This is a genomic window from Citrobacter sp. RHBSTW-00881, from assembly GCF_013728515.1.
Classification (GTDB): Bacteria; Pseudomonadota; Gammaproteobacteria; order Enterobacterales; family Enterobacteriaceae; genus Citrobacter; species Citrobacter braakii.
In genome coordinates, this window is record NZ_CP056269.1 from 625862 (window position 1) to 648258 (window position 22397).

The window sequence follows — 22397 nt, forward strand, 5'->3', positions numbered from 1 at the left end:
GGGCAGAGATTAGCCGCGCAGGGCGTTATTTGCCAGACGTTCGTCTTCAGCCTGGCAGGCCGCAGCGGTAAACAGGACGTCTGTAGAAGAGTTCAGCGCCGTTTCACAGGAATCCTGCAATACGCCGATGATAAAGCCAACGGCAACGACCTGCATGGCGATGTCATTCGGGATACCGAACATATTACATGCCAGTGGGATCAGCAGCAGAGAACCGCCCGCCACGCCCGATGCGCCGCAGGCGCACAGCGAAGCCACCACGCTCAGTAACAGCGCCGTCGGTAAATCGACCGGAATACCCAACGTATTCACCGCCGCCAGCGTCAACACGGTAATGGTGATCGCCGCGCCTGCCATGTTGATGGTGGCTCCCAGCGGGATAGACACCGAATAGGTATCACGATCCAGGTTCAGCTTCTCACACAGCGCCATATTCACCGGAATGTTTGCCGCGGAGCTGCGGGTAAAGAAGGCGTACACGCCGCTTTCACGCAGACAGGCCAGCACTAACGGATATGGGTTGCGGCGAATTTTCCAGAATACCAGCAGCGGGTTGACCACCAACGCTACCAGCAGCATACAGCCTACCAGCACGGTCAGCAGATGTGCGTAGCCCCAAAGCGTGGCGAAACCGGTGGTTGCCAGCGTGGAGGAGACCAGGCCGAAGATACCGATCGGCGCGAAACGAATCACCAGCTTCACCATAAAGGTGACTGCGTTGGACATATCGTTGACCAGATTTTTGGTCGTTTCATTACCGTGACGCAGCGCAAAGCCCAGACCGACGGCCCAAACCAGGATGCCGATGTAGTTGGCGTTAAGCAGTGCATCAATTGGGTTAGAAACCATGCTCATTAGCAGGCCACGCATCACTTCAATAATGCCGGACGGCGGTACGATATCGCTGGCGCTGCTGGAAAGATGCAGTGTCGATGGGAAGGCGAAGCTGAAGACAACGGCCGCTAACGCTGCGGAAAATGTTCCGAGCAGGTAGAGGAACAGGATTGGGCGGATATTGGTTTTTTGCCCGTGCTGGTGGTTGGCGATAGAAGCCATTACCAGCATCAGAACCAGAATTGGTGCGACGGCTTTTAACGCGCCGACGAACAGAGTACCCAGTAAACCAACGGCTTCTGCCGCAGGTTTTGACACCAGTGCCAGTAAAATCCCCAGAACCAAACCGATCAAAATTTGTTTAACCAGGCTCCCTTGCGCCAGGCGCGAGAATAGCCCCGATGAACGTTGCGTAGTCATGTAGTAATCCTTTCATTGTGTTGTTGCCCTGCCTTTGTGCGTTCTGTAGACGCATCTTTCAGGATGGGGCAAATGTTTGCATGGCTGAGTATAAGGAAAGAACAGGGTTCTGGAAGCGAAATATCCTGGATTTCGCGTTGAGATCATATTTTATAACTTTGAGTTAACATTATTTTGACATGATAAACAAAAAGCCCGACGCACGCAGTGTGCTGTCGGGCTTTTCAGCTAGCAGATGAAACTTACTGTATTTGTTGCTTTTTATCGTGCTGGTGGTTGACCCAGGCGTTCACAATCAGTGTCACAAACAGAATGCCAAATACCACGCCTAACGAGATAGCGATCGGGATATGGTAGAAATCGACGATCAGCATCTTAATACCGATAAACACCAGAATGACCGACAAACCGTACTTCAGCATGGAGAAACGCTCCGCCACGCCCGCCAGCAGGAAGTACATTGCGCGCAGACCCAAAATAGCAAACAGGTTTGAGGTCAGCACGATGAACGGGTCGGTAGTGACGGCAAAGATAGCCGGAATACTGTCGACGGCGAAAATGACGTCGCTCAGCTCAACCAGAATCAACACCAGCATCAGCGGCGTAACAAACAGCAGGCCGTTTTTACGCACGAAGAATTTTTCATCTTCGATGGTATCGGTCATGCGCAAATGACCGCGCAACCAGCGTACTAACGGTCTGTCGCCAATACCGGAAGCATCTTCTTTCGCCAGCGCCATCTTCACGCCGGTAAACAGCAGGAATGCACCGAACACGTACAACAGCCACTCAAATTGGGTGATAAGCCAACTGCCGGCGAAGATCATGATCGTACGCAGAACAATGGCTCCCAGCACGCCATACACCAATACCCGACGCTGCAACGCAGGCGGTACGGAGAAGTAGCTGAACAGCATCAACCAGACAAAGACGTTATCTACTGCCAGCGATTTTTCGATCAAATAGCCGGTAAGGAAAGCCAGCGCCTGTGGGTCGGCAACGGCGCGGCCCTGAGTTTGTGCCAGGTACCACCAGAAGACGGCGTTAAACAGTAACGACAGCGTTACCCAAACGATTGACCAGGCCGCAGCCTGCTTCATCGACATCGTATGCGCGCCACGACGACCCTGCAACAGCAGGTCGATGGCCAGCATAATTACCACCACGACAGCGAAGCCACCCCATAACAACGGTGTGCCGACAGTATTCATTGTATTTCCCCATGCATAAAAAAAACGGCCAACGCCGAATGACGTTAGCCGCTGCTTTTTATGCATAGACCTTGCCATTCGGCAAGGTCTCACTTACAACAACAAAGGAATACGATGGCGTATTCCTTTGTTATCGCCCGGCGACCGGATGTGGTTTTTCACACATCGTAATGACGATCAACCGACAACGAAGTTACTCCCCTTTGCGGGTTACAAAATATTACAGGCCATGCATTCAGTCAATGGCCTGCAACATTCGTTTTACATACCTTTACGCAGTCAGCGATGTTACCGCTTCATCTGCCGGGAAAATCACGCCGGTCTGGCGGCGAATCTCTGTTTGCAGTTTGGCGGTGATACGGCTGACGGCCAGTGCGGGGTGATCCACTTCGCCGGATTCAACCAAATGAGCAAAAGCCTCTGCCTCATACAGCATAGTATTGATGTGCTGAGGCGTCGTCAGATCCTGGGTTTTCCCCCCGCGAGGAACGAAGCACACTTTCTGACACTCGGAGATATGCTCGATCACCAGCGATCCCTGCTCGCCCTGAATTTCACTGGCTAACACCGAGTCGCTTACTTTTGAGTGCTGGAGTGTGACGCTGAAATCACCGTAATTCATCACCACCACGCCGTGGGCATCTACGCCGCTTTCCAGCAGACTGGCGCTGGCCTGAACGCTTTGCGGTTCACCCCACAGCGCAACCGCTGAGGCCAGGCAGTAAAAACCGATATCCATGATCGAGCCATTTGAGAACGCCGGATTAAACGTGTTCGGATTTTCACCGTCCAGATAGCGCTGATAACGCGAGGAGTACTGGCAGTAATTAATAAACGCTTTCCTGATTCTTCCGACTTTGGGTAGAGATTGCTGCAACAGCAGGAAGTTAGGCAAGCTGGCGGTCTTAAACGCTTCAAACAGCACGACCTGATTTTCGCGCGCGCAGGCGATAGCGGCTTCGGCTTGCGCCAGGTTTGAGGCCAGCGGCTTTTCGCAAATAACATGCTTTTTGTGCCGCAAAAACAGCTCGGTCTGCGGGAAGTGCAGGGAGTTTGGACTGGCGATGTAGACGGCGTCGATCGCCTCGCTTTGCGCCATCGCGTCCAGCGAGGTAAACAGATGCTCGACGGGGTAATCGTTGGCGAAGGTCTGCGCCTGTTCAAGGCTACGGGAATAGACCGCGGTTAACTTATATTTGCCGGTTTCATGGGCGGCATCGACAAACTGGCGGGTGATCCAGTTTGTGCCAATTACTGCGAAACGTATCATAATGGCCTTCAGGCTGCGAAAAGGGATCCTTTCGTCAATTTAGCATGCTCTGAAGACAAAGCCAGTGCGCGACTACGCAGTTTGCTTTAACGATTGTTGCGTTAACCACAGGCGGGTATCGAACTCCAGTTGATGATACTGAGGCTCCATATGACAGCACAGCTGGTAAAAGGCTTTGTCGTGCTCTTTTTCTTTCAGATGCGCCAGTTCATGAACGACGATCATGCGTAAAAAAGGTTCAGGGGCATTGCGAAACACGGTGGCAACGCGGATCTCCGCTTTGGCTTTTAGCTTACCGCCCTGCACGCGAGATACGGCGGTATGCAGCCCCAGCGCATTCTTCAGAACATGTATCTTGCTGTCATACATGACTTTATTCAGCGGCGGGGCATTACGCAGGAACTGATTTTTCAGATCCTGAGTATATTGCCAGAGCGCTTTGTCGGTCGCGAAATCATGCGTCCCCGGATAGCGCTTCTCCAGCACTGCGCCCAGACGCTGTTCAGCAATCAGCGTTCTCACCTGAGAAAGCAAATGTTCCGGGTAGCCCTGGAGATAAGTTAGTTGGTTCATCTTTGCCCATGCCAATCATAAAAAGTGTATACTCACGCACCCTTTTCAGGGATACGCCGAAATTTTACCATTCAGGAGGGCCGATGAGCCACATAGACAACGGTTTCCGTTCGCTGTCACTTAAACGTTTCCCGGAAACGGATGACGTTAACCCGCTGCTGGCGTGGGAAGCGGCAGATGAATATCTGCTGCAACAGTTGGACGATACCGAGATTAGCGGCCCGGTGCTAATCCTGAATGATACCTTTGGCGCGCTGGGCTGTGCGCTGGCGCAACATGCGCCGTACAGCATTGGCGACTCCTATCTCAGCGAGCTTGCCACACGCGAGAACCTGCGTCATAACGATATTGCCGAGTCGAGCGTCAAGTTCCTCGACAGTACGGCTGACTACCCGCAGGCGCCGGGCGTGGTGCTGATTAAGCTGCCAAAAACCATGGCGCTGCTGGAGCAGCAACTGCGCGCACTGCGCGAAGTGGTAACGCCGCGAACGCGTATCATCGCCGGGGCAAAAGCGCGTGATGTGCATACCTCGACGCTGGAGCTGTTTGAAAAAGTATTGGGTCCAACCACCACCACGCTGGCCTGGAAAAAAGCCCGTTTAATCAACTGTACGTTCAGCAAACCTGAGCTGGCCGCTGCCTCGCAAACGCTAAGCTGGAAGCTGGAAGGTACCGAATGGACTATCCATAACCACGCCAACGTCTTCTCCCGTACCGGACTGGATATCGGCGCGCGCTTTTTTATCGAGCATCTGCCGGAAAACCTCGAAGGGGAGATTGTTGACCTCGGCTGTGGTAACGGCGTCATCGGTATGACGCTGCTGGCGAAGAACCCGGAAGCCAGCGTGGTATTTGTTGATGAATCGCCGATGGCGGTGGCTTCAAGCCGCTTGAACGTGGAAAGTAACATGCCTGAAGCGCTGGATCGCTGTGAGTTTATGATCAACAACGCGCTGTCGGGCGTCGAACCGTTCCGCTTTAACGCCGTGCTGTGTAACCCACCGTTCCACCAGAAGCACGCGCTGACGGATAACATTGCCTGGGAGATGTTCCACCACGCTCGCCGCTGCCTGAAAATCAACGGTGAGCTGTACATTGTGGCTAACCGTCACCTTGACTACTTCCACAAGCTGAAGAAGATTTTCGGCAACTGCGTGACCATCGCCACCAATAATAAATTCGTGGTGCTAAAAGCGGTCAAAACCGGTCGCCGCCGCTAATCGTGTGTGCCGGATGGCGGCGTGACCGCCTTATCCGGCCTACGAAATACATACTGTTAAATTTCCAGCGCCAGCGTCGTCCCTTGGGCAATAGCGCGTCGGGCATCCAGCTCCATCGCCACATCGCAGCCGCCGATCAGATGCACCGTTTTACCTGCTGCGTGGAGTGGATCAACCAGTTCACGGCGCGGCTCTTGTCCGGCGCAAATCACCACGTTATCCACGTTAAAGATCAACGGTTCGCCGTTCAACACGACGTGTAACCCATCATCATCAATTTTCTGATAGCTAACTGCCGGGATCATTTTCACGCCGCGTGAGAGCAGGGTGGCGCGATGGATCCAGCCCGTCGTTTTCCCTAAACCTTGTCCCGGTTTGCTGGCTTTGCGCTGCAACATCACTATCTGGCGCGGGCTGCGGGATAAGTGCGGGCCTTCCAGGCGTAAGCCGCCAGGCTGTTGCAGGCTGGTGTCGATCCCCCATTCCACGCAGAATTCCGCAATGTTTTGGCTGGTGGGCTCACCGGGCTGGCTCAAATACATGGCGGTATCAAAACCGATCCCGCCGCAGCCAACGATCGCTACGCGTTTGCCCACCGGCATTTTATCGCGCAGGACGTCGAGATAGCTCAGCACTTTAGGATGCGCGATCCCCTCGATCGGTGGCATACGTGGCTCGATCCCGCTGGCGAGGATCACTTCGTCGAAGGGGTACAGATCGCGTGCGCTGACAAAGTGATTCAGCTTCAGCGACACGCCAGTCACATCGATCATCCGGCGGTAGTAGCGCAGGGTTTCATAAAATTCTTCTTTGCCGGGGATCTGCTTAGCGATATTAAACTGCCCGCCAATCTCGCTATGCGCGTCAAACAGCGTCACGTGATGACCGCGTGCGGCGGCATTAATGGCGAAGGCGAGGCCTGCAGGACCTGCTCCGACAACCGCCAGATTTTTCGGCGCAGTGGCGGCAACGATCGGCATTTTGGTCTCATGGCAGGCGCGCGGATTCACCAGGCAAGAGGTGACTTTGCCGACGAAGATCTGATCCAGGCAGGCCTGGTTACAGCCGATACAGGTATTGATCTCATCCGCTCGCCCGGTTTGCGCTTTTGACAGCAGTTCGGCATCGGCGAGGAACGGACGGGCCATCGACACCATATCGGCATCGCCACGGGCCAGAATGTCATCGGCGACTTGAGGATCGTTAATGCGGTTGGTGGTGACCAGTGGGATCGTCACATGCCCTTTCAGCTTACGTGTCACCCAACTAAACGCACCGCGCGGCACCGGGGTGGCGATAGTGGGAATACGCGCCTCATGCCAGCCAATACCGGTGTTAATAATGGTCGCCCCTGCGGCTTCTATCGCCTGCGCCAGCTGGACGGTTTCGTCGAAGGTTCCGCCGTTTTCCACCAGATCGAGCATCGACAGGCGGAAGATAATAATAAAGTCATTACCGGCACGCTGGCGTACCGCGCGCACCACTTCCACGGCAAAACGCATGCGGTTGGCATACTCGCCGCCCCATTCGTCATTGCGCTGATTGGTACGCAGAGTCAGGAATTCGTTGATGAGATAGCCTTCCGAGCCCATCACTTCGACGCCATCATAGCCCGCTTCCCGCGCCAGTTGAGCGCAGTGGGCAAAATCTTCAATCAACTGCAGCACCTCATCGTGCGTCAGCTCATGTGGCGTAAAGCGGTTGATTGGCGCCTGAATGGCAGAAGGTGCCACCAGATGCGGCTGGTAGCTGTAACGCCCGGTATGCAGGATTTGCAGGGCGATTTTGCCGCCTTCGTCATGCACGGCGTCGGTAATGACGCGATGATGTGCAAGCTGGCTGGTGTCGTTCAGCATCGCGCCGCCTTCCATCCCCACGCCGGAAAGCGCAGGCGCAATACCTCCGCTCACAATTAATGCTACGCCGTGACGGGCGCGTTCGGCGTAGAACGCGGCCAGCCGTTCTGCACCGTCGGGATACTCCTCCAGCCCGGTATGCATTGAACCCATCAGCACGCGGTTTTTAAGCGTGGTGAAGCCTAAATCGAGCGGGGCGAACAGCGACGGATAGCTCATAAAGGTGTCCAGTATGTAAAATTATTGTTATGTGGTCGGATGAGTTAATAATTTAGCCGTCGCCGCGTAAAAGGGAAAAGGGGAATGCCGTGATTGTGATGGGATTCAAAAAATGCCCCTGCGGACGCAAGGGCAAGTGGGTCAGAACGCCAGTCGTTTACCCAGACCGTCAAAGAGGTGCAGGTGCGACTCTTGTACGGTGAGCGTAAGCGGTGTATCCGGCATGAAGCTAAGCTGTTGAAAAGACTTCAGGCACACGGGGTGGCCGGCTAAATCCAACCACACCAGCGTGGAGTCGCCCTGTAATTCACACAGCCGGGTACGCCCTTGCAATGTGAAATCCCCGGTCTGCTGGTATTGCATATGCTCCGGGCGGATGGCGACAAACAGTTTGTCCCCGTCGCTAACGCCTGCGGGCTGACGGGTGAGGCGGAAGACGAGGTTATCGGCGATATGCAGCGCGCCTTCGCGCCATACCGCTGGCAGAACATTGATTTTCGGCGTGCCGATAAACTCAGCGACGAACAGGTTTGCCGGGGTGTTATACAGCTCCAGCGGCGTGCCCACCTGCTCAATTTTTCCCTTGTAAAGCACCACGATGCGATCGGCCAGCGTCATCGCCTCCACCTGATCGTGCGTTACATAAATCATGGTGTTTTTCAGGGTGTTATGCAGCTGCTGGATCTCCTGGCGCATCCCGACCCGCAACGCGGCATCCAGGTTAGACAGCGGTTCATCAAACAGAAACAGTTCCGGTTGCTGGACAATAGAACGCCCGATCGCCACACGTTGGCGCTGCCCGCCGGACAGATTCTGCGGCAGCCTGTCCAGCATCTCTTCCAGCTTCAGCATGCTGGCGGCGTGAGCGACCCGCTTATCAATCTCGGCGGCGGGCGTATTGATATTACGTAAACCGAATGACAGATTTTCCCTGACGGTCATATGCGGGTAGAGGGCGTAGGACTGAAACACCATCGACAGGTTGCGTTTGCCCGCCGCAAGCCTGGTGACCTCTTTTCCCCCCATCACCAGTTTACCGCCGTCGGGGATTTCCAGTCCGGCGATGATCCGCAGCAGCGTGGATTTCCCGCATCCGGAAGGGCCAACCAGCACAATGAACTCCCCGGAGGCGATCTCCAGCGACAGATTTTCAATGATGGTGTTCTTGCCCCAGGCTTTATGAATATTGCTCAGGCTTAGCGCGGTCATAACCTCTCCTTGTCAGAATCCCAGGCTGCAATCAGCGTTAAAAGTTCATCGGTTTTGCGCGCCAGCAGTGCCGTATCCGCGCGGGTTTCCACGTTCAGGCGCAGCAGCGGCTCGGTGTTGGAGGCGCGTAAGTTGAAGCGCCAGTCAACGAAGTCGATGCTCAACCCATCGCAATCGTCACGCAGGCCGCCGGCTTGCAGATAGTGAGCGGCGATGGATTGCATGACCGATTGCGGATCGGCCACCGTCAGATTGATTTCGCCGGAAACCGGAAAGCGCACCTGGGCGTGTTCGATATACGCCGACAGCGGACGGCTGTCGCTGCCGATAATTTGCAGCAGCAATACCAGTGGGATCATCCCGCTGTCGCAATAGCCAAAATCGCGGAAGTAGTGGTGGCCGCTCATTTCTCCACCGTAGACCGCGTCCTCTTCGCGCATCCGCGCTTTGATAAAGGCATGCCCGGTTTTGCTGATGACCGGGATTCCGCCGCAGCGAGTTACAACGTCCAGCGTATTCCACGTCAGGCGCGGGTCGAGAATGATGTGACTGCCTGCGGAGCGTTGCAGGAAGTGCTCGGCGAACAGGCCAACCAGGTAGTAGCTCTCAATAAAGCGGCCACACTCATCAAAGAAGAAGCAGCGATCGAAATCGCCGTCCCAGGCGATGCCGAAATCAGCCTGATTCTCGATAACCGCCTGCTGGGTGATTAGGCGGTTTTCCGTCAGCATCGGATTGGGCACGCCTGCCGGGAAATGACCGTCCGGCTGATGGTGCAGGCGAATAAACTCAATGTGAACGCCCGCACGGGCCAGTCCGTCGGCGATCGCGTCAAGCGCAGGCCCGACGGTGCCATGTCCGGCGTTGGTCACAATACGTAGCGGGCGAGTCGGCGGATGCTGAAGGAAGCGCAGCAGGCAGGCAATCCAGGCGGGGCGATTATCATAAGGGATGAGGCTGCCACGATGGACGATCGGAGCAAAGTCATTGCGCTCCGCCAGCGCTTTTATCTCCAGCAGGCCGTTGTCGTTACTGATCGGACGCGCCTCTTCGCGCACCAGCTTCATACCATTGTACTGCGCCGGATTATGGCTGGCGGTTATCTGAATGCCGCCGTCGGCACGCAGTTCCCGGGTGGCGAAGTAGATCTCTTCGGTGCCTGACAGACCAAGGTCGATAACATCCACGCCGCTGGAAATCAGCCCGTCGGTCACGGCGGATTTTAACGATTCCGAGCTAAGGCGAATGTCGGCGCCGATCACTACCCGGCGCGGATGGCGCCAGGCGGCGTAAGCGCGACCGATGCGAAAGGCAATATCCGGCGTCAGGTTGACGCCAACCTCACCGCGAATGTCGTAGGCTTTAAAACAGGTTAGTTCATCCATAATCTACTCTTCTGTAATTAATGAGTCAGGCTGACTCCCGAATGATGAGCTGGTAAGGCAATTCATAGTGGGTCACCGGTCCTCTGGTGAGCAGCAATTTGACGGCCATTTCCCCTTTCTTTTCCGCGTTTTGCGCGATGGTGGTCAGGCGTATTCCCGCCACCTCAACGGCGAGATTATCGAAACCGGTAACGGCAACCCGCTGCGGAACCGCCAGCTGCTGCCGTTGGCAGTAGTGGATCGCGCCGACGGCGAAGCGATCGGAAAGGCAGATAAGCGCAGTGATCTCCGGATGGGTTTCCAGTAACGCTTTGGCCGCCTGTTCGCCGTGTTCTTCATCGTGTCGGGTTTGATACAGCCAGCACGTATCAAGGGCGAAGCCGCGCTGCTGGAAAACCTCCCGGCAGGCATTCACGCGGGAGAGCATCAGCAGGTTGTCGCCGGTGACGGGGGCGGTCAGATCGCACATTCCCTGCGCGGAGGGCTGTGACGGAAAGGCGATGATGCCGAAATGTCGATGACCTTTATCGGCCAGATAGCGGGCAATATCGCGCATGGCGCAGGCGTTATCGATGGAGACGCTGCTGTGGTCGGGAAACTGAAAATCGAGCGTGACCACCGGACGCCCATGAGCCAGCGCGTGCTGGATCATGGCCGCATTGTTATGCGTGGCGTTGAGAATATAGCCATCAACCAGGGTGTTGAGCGGCGTCTGTTGCCGCTTACGCAAAGGGATCAAGACCAGATTGACGTTTTGTTCTTCACACTGGACGGCGATCCCCCGCATCAGCGCAATGTCGTGGGGATCGATAAACACGTAACTCATAGAGTCGTTGAATATCACGCCGATGGTGTCAGATTTGCCGGTACGCAGCGCGCGCGCCAGCTTGTCTGGTCCCTGAAAGCCAAGCTCGCTGGCGTATTGCAAAATTCGCTGGCGCAGCTCCGGAGATAATTTTTCCGGATTATTCCATGCGTTCGATACCGTGGTATGGGAAATACCCATAATCTTGGCCAATGATTTTATCGTAATACGTTTCTTATCTTTATTATCATTAACGTTTATTTTCATGTTTAATATATTTGTTGGGTTTATATATTGGCGTGAATTATTTATTTCTATCGTCCATTGCGTTGAACGTTGATGCAAAGTTTAACGTTAAACAAAAATCGTTTTGTGATTTGTTTAACGTTAAACATAAAAAGGGGGTGTTAATTTACGCTCCATTCAATAGCAGGGTAGCGGTAAATCAATACTTATTGAAAGTAAATGGAGAATTATCGTGAGAATTGTAAGGTTAGCTAAATTAACAGCCTGTGTACTATTCGCATTTTTTATTTCTGGTTGCGGTCCGGATGATAAAAAATCCGCAGAGACAGCAAAAACGCCAATTAAAATGTGGGTGGCACCAAACGAAAATGAAGAAGCCTTCTGGAATACTATGGTTAAAGAATGGAATAAAGACCCGGCGCATACCCCGGTCGAATTTACGCCCATTCCTGCCGCCAGCAGTTCTGAAGAGGCAATAATGAACGCGCTGGCTTCCGGCACGGAACCCGATATTTCCAGTAATATCTTTATCGGTTTTGCCAGCCAGTTGGTGGAAATTGGTCAGCTTGAAGACCTGTCTAAAATGAGTGGTTTTAATGAACTCGTTAATAACCGACAGATGGGCAAAATTATTCCTGCCTGGCAATTAAACGGCGAGCAACACGTTCTGCCAATCTATATTAATCCTATCGTCTGGTGGTGGCGGGGCGATTTACTCAAGCAGTATGGTTTTGACCATGTTCCGACCCGTTATGATGAGCTTTATCAGCTGGCAGAGCGCCGGGCGGCGGATAATAATGGCTATGTTATCCAGATGACCGCCGGGAAAAACTGGTGGGAACGCTGGTTCGATTTTATTCCGCTTTATTATGCGCAAAACGGCGGTAAACCTTACCTCGCGGGTCATCAGGCGACGTTTGCCGATCCTGCCGGACAGGCGGTACTGACCTTTATGGGGAAAGTCTTTAACAGCAAGTGGAGCAGCTACGACTTCACCGCCGCCGACGATCCGTTAGCGACCGGACAGGTGCTGGCATCCGCGCGCGGTCCGTGGGATATCGCTCGCTATCACAAGCAGTATCCGGAGATCCTCAAAACGCTGCAAATTGGGCCGATGCTCACCGAGAAAGGCGACGCGCACCCGTATACGTTCGGCGACAGCAAAGGGGTGGTGATCTTCAGTTCCAGCAAGCGCAAAGCGCAGGCGTGGGCGTTTATTCAGTGGGTCTTTAACAACGCCGAGCACGACCGGAGCTGGCTGGAGCTGACCGGTATGCCGCCAGCACGCAGTGATTTAATGAGTAATCCGCTGTTTGTGAATTACTTTGAGAAAAACCCGCTGGAGAAGGCGATCGCATCTTACGTGGACGTCGCGCTGCCGCCAGCGGCCACTACGCAAACCACGGAGATTCAGCGCAGCATGACGCAGATGCTGGAGCAGGTCATTTTCAACCACGCCGATCCGGCAGCCACCCTCGATAAATCCGCGCAGGAAATTAACACGTTGCTGGCGAAATAAGGGGAAAAAATGGCTGGATATGAATCCCGCACCGGAGGCCTGTTGGCCTCCACGTGGATCGGTTATTCGTTGCTGTTCTGGTTTTATCCGCTGTGCTGGCTGGTCGTGCTTAGCGTGACGAACTGGCAATTTATTGGCACGCCGACGTTTAGCGGATTACAGAATATCATTGGCGTGTTTCATGACGCGTTATTCTGGCAGTCGATGTGGAACGTGTGCCGTTTTTTAATGTGGTATATCCCGATTGTCTTTCTTGCCTCGCTGCTGTTTGCCGCGGGATTACGAAAAATTAAGTACGGGAAAAGTTTTATTGCCCTGAGCTTTTTACTGGCGAATATCTCTTCGGGGGTGGCCTATTCCATCGTCTTTGCAAAACTGTTCAGCGAATACGGGCCGGTCAATCAATTTTTACAGGCCAGTTTCGGCATCTCTGTGCCCTGGTTTACCAACCCTGACTGCGCCATGTTATCCATTGCGTTAATTGTTACCTGGAAATTCGTCGGTTATTACGGGCTGATTCTCTATTCCGGGATGGTGGCGATCCCCGCGGATATTTACAGCGCGGCGCAGTTGGATAAAACCGGGAAGTTTAAGCAAAGTTGGGCGATTACCCTGCCGATGATGAACGCGCAAATCGTGATGGTGATGGTGCTGGCGATTACCGTGGCGTTCAGCATCTTTACCGAGCCGTATCTTATCACCGGCGGTGGACCGCTCAACAGCACCACCAGTCCGATGGTGGTGATGTATGAAGTGGCGTTCCAGAAAATGAAGCCAACCTGGGCGGCGACCATGTCGATTATCGTTGCGGCATGCAGTTTCCTCGCCATTTGGGTCTTCCGCAAAGTATTCGAAAAACATATCGAGATTGTGTGAATGAAGAAACTGACTCCCTTAACGCTGCTCATTCACGCCGTGATGTTTTTGCTGGCGCTCACCTGGCTGTATCCTTTTATCTGGATGGTGATCTCTTCGTTGAAACCGACGGCGCAAATCTACACGACCGGGCTGTTTTCCGGTCATCTGACGCTGGAGAATTACGCTTTTCTTTTCGATAACAGCAACCGGGCGGACAAACCTTTTTTGCGCACCCTGGTTAACTCGCTGTTCGTGTCGCTCACCATTACCGTCTGCGTCACGCTGACCTCAATGCTGGTGGGATATGCCGTCGCGAAAACCGAGTTTCGCGGCAAAAATGCGTTTCGCAACCTGTTGATTGTGCAGATGGTTTTCCCGGTCTTTATGTTCATCATTCCACAGTTTGTCCTGATGCGTGAACTGGGGCTGATCAACAGCTACGGGGCGATGATCCTGCCGTATGCGATGAGCGCCTGGGGCATTTTTATGGTTTCGCAGAGCTTTAAAGGCACGCCGAATGATTACCTGTATGCCGCAAGGCTCGATCACGCCAGCCTGTGGGGGATCTTGCGGCATGTGATGATGCCGCTGAATAAATCCATTCTGGCGATTGTCGCACTGTTCACCTTTTCCAGCTCATGGGACAACTTCCTCTGGCCGCTGATCGTGATGCGCGAAGTGGACAAAATGCCGTTTTCGGTGCTGCTGGCCACCTTCAGCAAATCCTATGGCATCTACCTGGGACCGGTGCTGGCGGGGTCGGTGGTGCAGATGCTGCCAATCGTTGTCCTGTTTATTCTGTTCAGAAAATACTTCCTCGAAGGCATGTCGTTATCACTGAAATAAGGAATGTGACGGTGAAAAAGCAACCGTGGTGGCAGGCGTGTACCTGTTATCAAATTTATCTGCCTTCGTTTTGCGACGGCAATAACGACGGACTGGGCGATTTTCCGGGCCTGATTTCCCGGCTGGATTATTTGCAGGCGCTGGGCATCGGCGCGGTGTGGATCACGCCGTTTTATCCCTCTCCGCTGGTGGATAACGGCTACGATATTAGCGATTACTGCGCCGTTGACGCCCGTTTCGGCACTCTCGACGATTTTCGCCGGGTGGTTGACGGCTGCCACGCCAGAGGCATTCGGGTGATTATCGATCTGGTGGTCAATCACGTCTCCTCAGAACATCCCTGGTTTTGCGATGCGTGGAATAATCCGGACAGCCGCTATCGTGATTATTTCCTTTTTCGCCGCCAGCCGAATAACTGGCGTTCTTTCTTTTCCGGCAGCGCGTGGACCGCGGAGCCTGACACCGGCGAATTTTATTACCATAAATTCGCGCCCGGCCAGGTGGATCTCAACTGGGCCAACCCCGCGGTGGAACAGGAAATTTACCGGGTGGTTGATTTCTGGGTTACGCAGGGGGTGGACGGTTTTCGCTTTGACGTCATCAACTTTCTTACTACCGACGGCATTGGGCCTGATAACCCGGAAGAGAACGGCGAGCAGCGCCATGAATTTGACATCAATCAGCCGCGACTCCCTGAAACGCTGCAACGGCTGTGTGCCCATGTTCGGGCGCAGGGCGACTATTTCCTGATTGGCGAAATCGGCAGCGAAGACCCTGACGTGCTCAGCCGCTATCAAAGCCCGCAGCTGATGGACGTGGTGTTTAATTTCAATATCGGCAGCCAGAAAACCTTTGATGTTTCCCGTCTTTTCAGCCAGTTAAAAACCACGCTGGCTGCGCAGTCGGGTTTACCGACGCTGTTTTTCTCCAGCCATGATATGTCGCGGATGATCAGCCGCTTTGGCGAAAACGAGCGCGATACCGGGCGGGCGCTGGCGGTGCTGGCGCTTCAGTTAACGGTGAGCGGCGTGCCGTTTATCTTCCAGGGCGAAGAGCTGGGGGTGACCGACTACCGTCCGCACACGGCAGAGCAGCTTTTTGATATTCAGGGAAAAACCCATTACCGCACCGCCCTTGCCGCAGGCAGCAGCCCACAGCAGGCGCTGGCGCTGGCTATTGAACATTCGCGGGATGGTTCGCGCGCGCCGCTGCCCTGGCGCGACGCCCCCTTTGGCGGATTTTCCTCCGTCGCGCCGTGGATGCCCGTCGGCGGCGATATCGCCCTGATTAACGCGGAGCGCCAGCAGCAGGATGAAACATCGTTCTGGCATCAGTACCGGCTGCTTATCGCCCTGCGCCGCCGCGTTGCGGCGCTGCATCAGGGACAGCAGGACTCGCTTGACCTCACTGACGAATGCGTCTGGTTTACCCGTTCGACGGCGGCGGAGCAGGTCTGGGTCGCCATCAACTTTGGTGCGCCCGTTCGCAATCCGTGGCAGGAGATTGAGGCTGAAGTGCTGTACGGGGAGGACGCGCAATGGATTGGCAAGAATCAATGTTTGATCAAAAGGAGAGTACATGGACAGGCACAGTAAAAACCCGTTGATTACCCCGGCGGACGTGACGCCTTCACTGCCCGGCAGGAAGGTCGATTGTGTTTTCAATGCTGGCGTAACGGAGTGTGACGGGGAGATCGTTTTGCTGCTGCGGGTGGCGGAAAGCGTGATCAATTCCGACCCGCAGCAGCGTGTCGTACCGCTGTTGGAAAAAACCGATGCGGGCTGGGTACAGGCCACAGCGAGTTTCGATCGTCGCGATGAACGCTATGATTTCAGCGATCCGCGGGTGATCGTGCTGAAAAGCGATCCGGCGCGGGTGTGGCTGACCTCCATGTCGCATCTGCGTCTGGCGCGCAGTCGCGATGGGGTGAACTTCCGGATTGACAGCCAGCCGTTTATCATCGCCGATACGCAATATGAAGAGTTCGGCTGCGAAGATGCGCGGATCACCCGCATCGATGATACCGCGTACATCAACTACTCGGCGGTGTCGTCGCTGGGGATCTCTACCGCGCTGGCGGTGACCAAAGATTTTGTCACGGTGGAGAAAAAAGGGTTGATCCTCTGTCCGGACAACCGCGACGTCTGTTTTTTCCCGGAAAAGATCGCCGGTAAATATCACGCCCTGACCCGTCCAGCCCCGTGCCACTTTGGTCATCCGGAAATCTGGATCTGCGAGTCGCCGGATATGCTGCACTGGGGCAACCATCGCCACCTGCTGGGACGGTCCGGCGATGCCTGGGACTGCCGTAAATCAGGCGGCGGCGCGCCGGTATTAAAAACCGATCGCGGCTGGCTGGAGATCTACCACGGTGTGGATGCCGATCAGCGCTACTGCCTCGGCGCGCTGCTGCTGGATCTCAACGATCCGACCCGCATTCTGGCGAAATCACCGGTGCCGTTGCTGGAGCCAGATGCGCCCTACGAGCGCGAAGGCTTCTTCGGCAATGTGGTGTTCACCTGTGGGGCGCTGATCCGCGATGAGACGCTGCACGTCTGGTATGGCGCCGCCGATGAGTGTGTCGCGCTGGCGACAATGCCGCTGGACAAACTGTGGCGGCATTTGGGGGTTGAATAAATGCCGCAGAGCGTCCTGGGTTGCTAAACCTCCTTCTGGCAGGGGGTGTCGATTCACACGTTGCGGCCGCTGGTGGACGAATCTTTGCTGCAAATAATGAAAATACACAACAGAAGAGCAGGGCAATAAATGCCCTGCAAGTCTGTATATTTAATTTCACATTGTATTTCAGGCGCGCAAGAAAACAGACAGCCTTTTATCGTTATCAATATTTTAATTAATATTTGTAGCAGGGGATGCTTCAATATCCTTTTCTTCTTTGGTTAAACTTTTAATGTATCTGCTGTATTTCCACCAGGCAAAACCGAGGAAAATGACAATCCCGCCCACGTTATAGAAAATAATCGTCAGAATATTGCCTCCGGTTGGGAAGGTTGAGGCGATAAAGCCGACGGTGAAGATGGCGATTAACATTGAAACGATAATAATACCGGTCCTTTGCGAACCCATGCGGAAGTCGCGCGGTAAGTGGTCCAGTTTTGCGCGCAGATTCAGGTAAGCCAGCATAATAAACAGCGGCGGCAGCATTGATGCGGCGGCGGTCATGTTGATGATAGTGTTCATTAAATCCTGCACGGTATTGGAGCCGAGCGTTGGGATAATCATCAGCGGGATAACAATCAGGAACTGAATCCAGGCTGCGCGGGCCGGAACGCCGTTTTCATTCAGTTCGACGGTTTTTTTACCGAAAATTCCCGCCGGAATTTCAGAGAAGAAAATTTTCACCGGCGTTGCGGTCCACATCAGCAGAGAGCCGAACATCGCGGTAAAGGAGACCAGGCCGACAAAGCGGTTAACGATCAGTTCCGGCAGGCCAAAGTATGCCGCCAGGCCGTGGAATACCTGTACCGAACCACCGGTAAATTTCAGCTCTTTGCTGCTCACGAAGACGTTGATCAGTACCGAGGAGATGGAATAGAGCACGCCGATAAAAATCCCGGCAATGATAATGACCTTCACGAACGATTTTGACCCGCCCTTGACGTCGTTGACGTACACTGCCACCGACTCCGCACCGCCTGCCGCCATAAAGATCCAGGTGGTGATACCGAGGAAGGCCCAGTTAAAATTCGGGATCATTGCGTCTACGGTGATAGGGTCAGCAGGCTGTACGCCGCCAACCAGCGCAGTACCCGCCAGCAGGATGTAGGACAGGGTCAGCAGCAGCATCAATGTGGAGGTGACCGAAGTAATTGGTCCTAACATTTTTGCACCGTTGGTCGAAACCCAGGTGGAGAAGGCAAACAGCACCATACTTAACACAGTGGTTGCGAACGGCGTCAGAATGTATTCGTAGCCTAAAAAAGCATATGAGGCGTAGGCGATAACACGGGGTAACAGCGAGGTAAAAAAGAACAGGTTAACGAACCAATAGGTATAGGCGGTAATAAATGCCCAACGTCCGCCCAGCGAACTTTTCACCCATGCATAGACACCGGCTTCGGAGTTTTTATTCAGCGAAACAAATTCAGCGATGATTAAGCAGAACGGAATAAAGTAGAAGATCGTCGCGAGGAAAAACATCGGTGCGGATGCCAGACCCAGCTCAATATTATTGTTGATAACGTTATTAAAACTATAAACCGCGGCAAAGGTGAGTGAAAGTAAGCCGAACTTGCCGATGGTATTACGTTTGGTATCAGACATAGCACATCTCCGATTCCTGATTATTATAGGGTACTGGCGGCGCAACGTCGGCGCCGCCTGTGTTTTTATTTATTATGAAAATAACCATCTTCGATGGTGACTTTGAGTACGACTTTCTTCACTGCGTTATTACAAATAAAACGATAGGCTTCATGGTTGTCACAAATAACCATTTGTCCTTCGCGCACTTCTACGGTTTTTCCACAGCCTTTCAGATATTCGCGATCGGTTTCATCGCGATAATATTCAACCACCTGGAGATCCTCTTTGGCGGCATACTCTATTTTTTGCTGTCCTTGCAGGTAGTAATGGATTTCAAAATAACGACGATGACCGGTAAACAGCGCATCGGTCGCGGAGTCTGTCTCCACGCGATAGCTCAGGGAATCACCGATAGAGTGGGCGACGCCTGGTTGAATATTATCAATATTTTCAATCGCTTCGACGCAGCGCTGCCACTTCTTCCCGGATGCGTAAATTTGTTGGAACTGCGCTAAGTTGTCGATGATCCTCATTTTGTATTCTCGCTGTGCAAATTCGTGGAAAAGAACCCGGTACCAAAGACGCGGCTGGCGGCGGTTTGAGCGCTAGATTCGCTACCGGAAACCGGCAACAACGTGAAGCCGTAGCTGAACGAACGGAACCAGACGCGCCAGGAATCAAGCACCTCGCTTCCCCAGGAGTTGGAGCCTAAGCCCAGCACCTGGTGGTCCAGATTCAGGGTGATGTCATCGCTGCGCTGCAGCGCATTACAGTGCTGTGCGGCAAAGATATTTTCTGGCGTATAGCGCCAGGCGCTCAGGTTGACAGGGCGCTGCGGAACCACCAGCAGACCGTTGCCGTGGCGGTTGGTTAGCGTTGCCCAGCGCACGTCCTGACGATTGCCGTTGTTTTGCGGGAACGGATAGTTTTCGAACATCTCATCCACGCTGCTGCGCCAGATATCGATGATGTTGGCCTGCTGGCTATCGGCATAGTTTTCACCGGGACCACGTCCGTAATACGCCACCTGCCCCAAATCGCCGTTGATGCCCATCGTGAAGCCGATGCACGGAATAATGTCCCGGTACTCGCCGTAAGGCTGGCCGGAAAGCTCCACGTTCAACTGACCGTCTGCGGCAATCCGCCAGCGGTAGGTACAGCGCATACCGAAATCAAATACCGGCGGGGCGATAATCGTCTGGCTGGTTATCAACAGCGCGTCATCGGTTTGCTCAATGGCAAAATCGCGCAGATGCTCCTGCATAATCTGTAAATGATTTGGTTGCCAAAGGCCTTCGAACTCTTGTTTGTGGTTATCAATGGTTGGTTTGAAGAAATTAATCTTCGGCTCGCGGGTAATCAGCTCCTCACCGTTAACGGTCCAGCTAATGGGCTTACCGTTCAGTTTTGAGAAGGTCAGAAGGAAGTTATAACCGCGTATGGTGCAGCTCTGGCGGCTGTCTTCCAGCGTCAGAGGGGTAGCGTTTTGCTGGCTAAACGGTACGGCAGCCGCCGTTCTGGCCTTCAGCGGGAACTGATAAGTCGCGATGTGGTGCCCGGCTTCGCTGTATGCCGTACGGGAATCTTTCGTCACGATGACGTTGAGGAACGCTTCGCGCGCATCCAGCTCCGGCAGTGTGCATTGCACGAGGGTATCGCTGTCAGGAGGGACGTCGCGCAGTTTTATCTGCTGAGCAGAAAGCGTATCTCCTTCGGCGCGAACCTCAATATGCAAGGTGTAGTCGTCAAGCGTGGTAAACCACAGTTTGTTTTCTACCCGTAGCTCGCCGCGAGCCAGATCCTGTGCGCGTACTTTTACTGGCGCAATCACCTGCTTGTATTCCTGCAGACCCGGCCCCGGGGTTTGATCGGAATAAATCAGGCCATCAAGGCAGAAGTTGTAGTTGTTCGGATAGTCGCCGTAGTCGCCGCCATATTTGTACCAGACGTTGCCGTCGTCATCTTTGGCCTGAATCCCGTGATCGCACCACTCCCAGACATAGTGTCCCTGAATGCAGTCATGCTGATAAAAGACGTTCTGATATTCCGTCAGCCCGCCGGGACCGTTGCCCATGGCGTGAGCATATTCGCAGATGATGCGCGGCTTAGGATGTGGATATTCGCCAAACTCATTCATCAGCGGCACACGGGTGTACATGGTGGAGATGATATCCACCACTTCGGCGTCACGATCTTCTTCGTAATGGATCAGACGCGTGTCATCCAGCGCTTTCGCGGCGTGATACATGGCGCGGATGTTACAGCCGTATCCGGATTCGTTGCCGAGCGACCAGATGACGATCGACGGGTGGTTTTTTTGTGCATGGATGTGGCGCACGATGCGCTCAACGTAGACGTTTTCCCACAGCGGATCGTCGGTTATCCGGCTGATATCGCCGATATTGGCGAAGCCGTGAGATTCAACGTCGGTTTCGGCCATCACGAACAGACCGTAGATATCGCACAATTCATAGAAACGCGGATCGTTCGGGTAATGGGCGGTACGCACGGAATTGATGTTGTGCTGCTTCATTAACAGCAGATCTTTTTCAACGCGATCCATGCCAACCGCACGGCCTTTAAGATGATCGTTATCGTGACGGTTAACGCCATGCAGCATCACGTAGCGGTTATTAATGTAAAACAGACCGTCGCGAACTTTGATATCGCGGAATCCGACCCGCTGTGGCACGACCTCAAGGAGATTGCCGTTGGCATCTTTCAGCGTCATCACCAGATGATAAAGATACGGCGATTCCGCTGACCACTGCTGCGGCGCGCTAACCTTGAAATTAAAAGCGGTGCGGGTGTGTTGATCCACTGCCAGATTGTTAATCACGCCGCTATGCAGCGCCTGCTCACCGTCAAACAAGGTGTATTCGAGCGACGCCATCGCTGGCGTGGCAGCCAGGTTTTCCAGCGCAATGTCGCAGGTGAGGATGGCGTCGCGATAGTCATCATCGAACTCGGTGCGAACGGTAAAATCCTGAATATGGGTCGCCTGTTTGCCTACCAGATAGACGTCGCGGAAAATTCCCGCCGACCACCACATATCCTGGTCTTCAACGTAAGTGGAATCAGCCCATTGCATTACGCGAACGCACAGCAGGTTGTCACCGGTCTTCACCACCGCGCTGATATCAAATTCAGCCGTCAGGCGGCTGCCTTTGCTGAAACCGACGTACTGACCATTCACGTAAACTTCGAAGTAGGTTTCTACGCCATCAAATTTAATCAGCGTTTGTTTGCCCTGCCAGCCTTCGCTGAGGGAGAAAATGCGCTGGTAGGCTCCGGTGGGGTTATTGGTCGGAACGTAGGGGACATCAATCGGGAAAGGAAAACCTTCGTCGGTATACTGCAGTTTGCCGTGTCCTTCCATCTGCCACATGCATGGGACGGTGATGCTGCCCCAGTCATTCATAAACTGCGACGTAAAGATTTCCGGCACCTGCAGCGGATGCTCAAAGAACTGAAAATTCCACTGACCGCTTAGCAACTGAAAGAGGCTGCTGGTTTCGCGGGCAAACGAGCGAGCCTGCGCAACGGAGTCATAAGAGAAAAAATATGCGCGTGGCGCCAGTCGATTTTCGTGGGTGAGCTGAATGTTTTCCCAGCGATTCATAAGGCCTCCCGGTGGAGAAAAATCGGAACCATTCATTG

At 53.9% G+C, this 22397-nt stretch carries 17 protein-coding genes; 6 read left to right on the forward strand and 11 right to left on the reverse strand.

The window, feature by feature from the left end:
* Nucleotides 1-9: 9 nt before the first annotated feature.
* The 4 genes from sstT to HV311_RS03125 all read right to left on the reverse strand — a co-directional run bounded on the left by sstT (nt 10) and on the right by HV311_RS03125 (nt 4308).
* A complete protein-coding gene (sstT, locus tag HV311_RS03110; RefSeq protein ID WP_016154612.1) occupies nt 10-1254 on the reverse strand; it encodes a serine/threonine transporter SstT in 1245 nt (414 codons plus the stop codon).
* A gap of 242 nt (nt 1255-1496) precedes the next feature.
* Complete coding sequence (locus tag HV311_RS03115; RefSeq protein ID WP_016154611.1) at nt 1497-2465, reverse strand: TerC family protein; 969 nt, start codon at nt 2463-2465, stop codon at nt 1497-1499.
* Nucleotides 2466-2736: 271 nt separating this feature from the next.
* Nucleotides 2737-3735 carry a Gfo/Idh/MocA family protein gene (locus HV311_RS03120; protein ID WP_181636232.1) on the reverse strand — a complete coding sequence of 333 codons (999 nt, stop codon included), beginning with the start codon at nt 3733-3735 and terminating at the stop codon, nt 2737-2739.
* A gap of 72 nt (nt 3736-3807) precedes the next feature.
* On the reverse strand, nt 3808-4308 hold the full coding sequence (locus HV311_RS03125) for a M48 metallopeptidase family protein (RefSeq protein ID WP_016154609.1): 501 nt from the start codon (nt 4306-4308) through the stop codon (nt 3808-3810).
* Nucleotides 4309-4391: 83 nt separating this feature from the next.
* Here HV311_RS03125 and rlmG point away from each other — a divergent pair, with 83 nt between their 5' ends.
* Nucleotides 4392-5528 carry a 23S rRNA (guanine(1835)-N(2))-methyltransferase RlmG gene (gene rlmG, locus HV311_RS03130; RefSeq protein WP_191220693.1) on the forward strand — a complete coding sequence of 379 codons (1137 nt, stop codon included), beginning with the start codon at nt 4392-4394 and terminating at the stop codon, nt 5526-5528.
* A gap of 56 nt (nt 5529-5584) precedes the next feature.
* Here the strand turns inward: rlmG and HV311_RS03135 are convergent, their stop codons facing one another.
* The 4 genes from HV311_RS03135 to HV311_RS03150 form a co-directional block, all read right to left on the reverse strand.
* Nucleotides 5585-7603: an oxidoreductase gene (locus HV311_RS03135; RefSeq protein ID WP_191220694.1), complete on the reverse strand. Its 2019-nt coding sequence runs from the start codon at nt 7601-7603 to the stop codon at nt 5585-5587.
* Between the two features lie 141 nt (nt 7604-7744).
* Nucleotides 7745-8812 carry an ABC transporter ATP-binding protein gene (locus HV311_RS03140; protein ID WP_049040409.1) on the reverse strand — a complete coding sequence of 356 codons (1068 nt, stop codon included), beginning with the start codon at nt 8810-8812 and terminating at the stop codon, nt 7745-7747.
* Nucleotides 8809-10197: a phosphomannomutase CpsG gene (locus tag HV311_RS03145; protein ID WP_191220695.1), complete on the reverse strand. Its 1389-nt coding sequence runs from the start codon at nt 10195-10197 to the stop codon at nt 8809-8811. Before HV311_RS03145 ends, HV311_RS03140 begins: the two co-directional genes overlap by 4 nt.
* A gap of 25 nt (nt 10198-10222) precedes the next feature.
* The gene (locus HV311_RS03150) at nt 10223-11269 is read right to left on the reverse strand and encodes a LacI family DNA-binding transcriptional regulator (RefSeq protein ID WP_191220696.1); all 1047 of its coding nucleotides are present in this window, start codon (nt 11267-11269) and stop codon (nt 10223-10225) included.
* A gap of 211 nt (nt 11270-11480) precedes the next feature.
* On the opposite strand from HV311_RS03150, the gene HV311_RS03155 reads away from it, so the two are divergent.
* From HV311_RS03155 to HV311_RS03175, 5 genes are read left to right on the forward strand one after another with little or no spacing between them, the layout of a single operon-like run.
* Entirely contained in the window at nt 11481-12767 is a 1287-nt protein-coding gene (locus tag HV311_RS03155) for an ABC transporter substrate-binding protein (RefSeq protein WP_191220697.1), read from the forward strand.
* A gap of 9 nt (nt 12768-12776) precedes the next feature.
* Nucleotides 12777-13643, forward strand: coding sequence for a carbohydrate ABC transporter permease (locus HV311_RS03160; RefSeq protein ID WP_016154602.1), 867 nt, complete (start codon nt 12777-12779; stop codon nt 13641-13643).
* A complete protein-coding gene (locus HV311_RS03165) occupies nt 13644-14471 on the forward strand; it encodes a carbohydrate ABC transporter permease (protein WP_016154601.1) in 828 nt (275 codons plus the stop codon).
* Between the two features lie 11 nt (nt 14472-14482).
* Complete coding sequence (locus tag HV311_RS03170; protein WP_191220698.1) at nt 14483-16066, forward strand: alpha-glucosidase; 1584 nt, start codon at nt 14483-14485, stop codon at nt 16064-16066.
* On the forward strand, nt 16050-17108 hold the full coding sequence (locus tag HV311_RS03175) for a glycoside hydrolase family 130 protein (RefSeq protein WP_149382533.1): 1059 nt from the start codon (nt 16050-16052) through the stop codon (nt 17106-17108). The genes HV311_RS03170 and HV311_RS03175 overlap by 17 nt, the downstream gene beginning before the upstream one ends.
* Nucleotides 17109-17321: 213 nt before the next feature.
* On the opposite strand, the gene HV311_RS03180 is transcribed toward HV311_RS03175, so the two are convergent.
* The 3 genes from HV311_RS03180 to ebgA all read right to left on the reverse strand — a co-directional run bounded on the left by HV311_RS03180 (nt 17322) and on the right by ebgA (nt 22359).
* Complete coding sequence (locus tag HV311_RS03180) at nt 17322-18755, reverse strand: amino acid permease (RefSeq protein ID WP_191220699.1); 1434 nt, start codon at nt 18753-18755, stop codon at nt 17322-17324.
* A gap of 65 nt (nt 18756-18820) precedes the next feature.
* Nucleotides 18821-19270 (reverse strand): beta-galactosidase subunit beta, encoded by a 450-nt coding sequence (locus HV311_RS03185; RefSeq protein WP_016154597.1) that lies wholly within the window; start codon nt 19268-19270, stop codon nt 18821-18823.
* Complete coding sequence (gene ebgA / locus HV311_RS03190; protein WP_191220700.1) at nt 19267-22359, reverse strand: beta-galactosidase subunit alpha; 3093 nt, start codon at nt 22357-22359, stop codon at nt 19267-19269. Before ebgA ends, HV311_RS03185 begins: the two co-directional genes overlap by 4 nt.
* Nucleotides 22360-22397 lie beyond the last annotated feature (38 nt).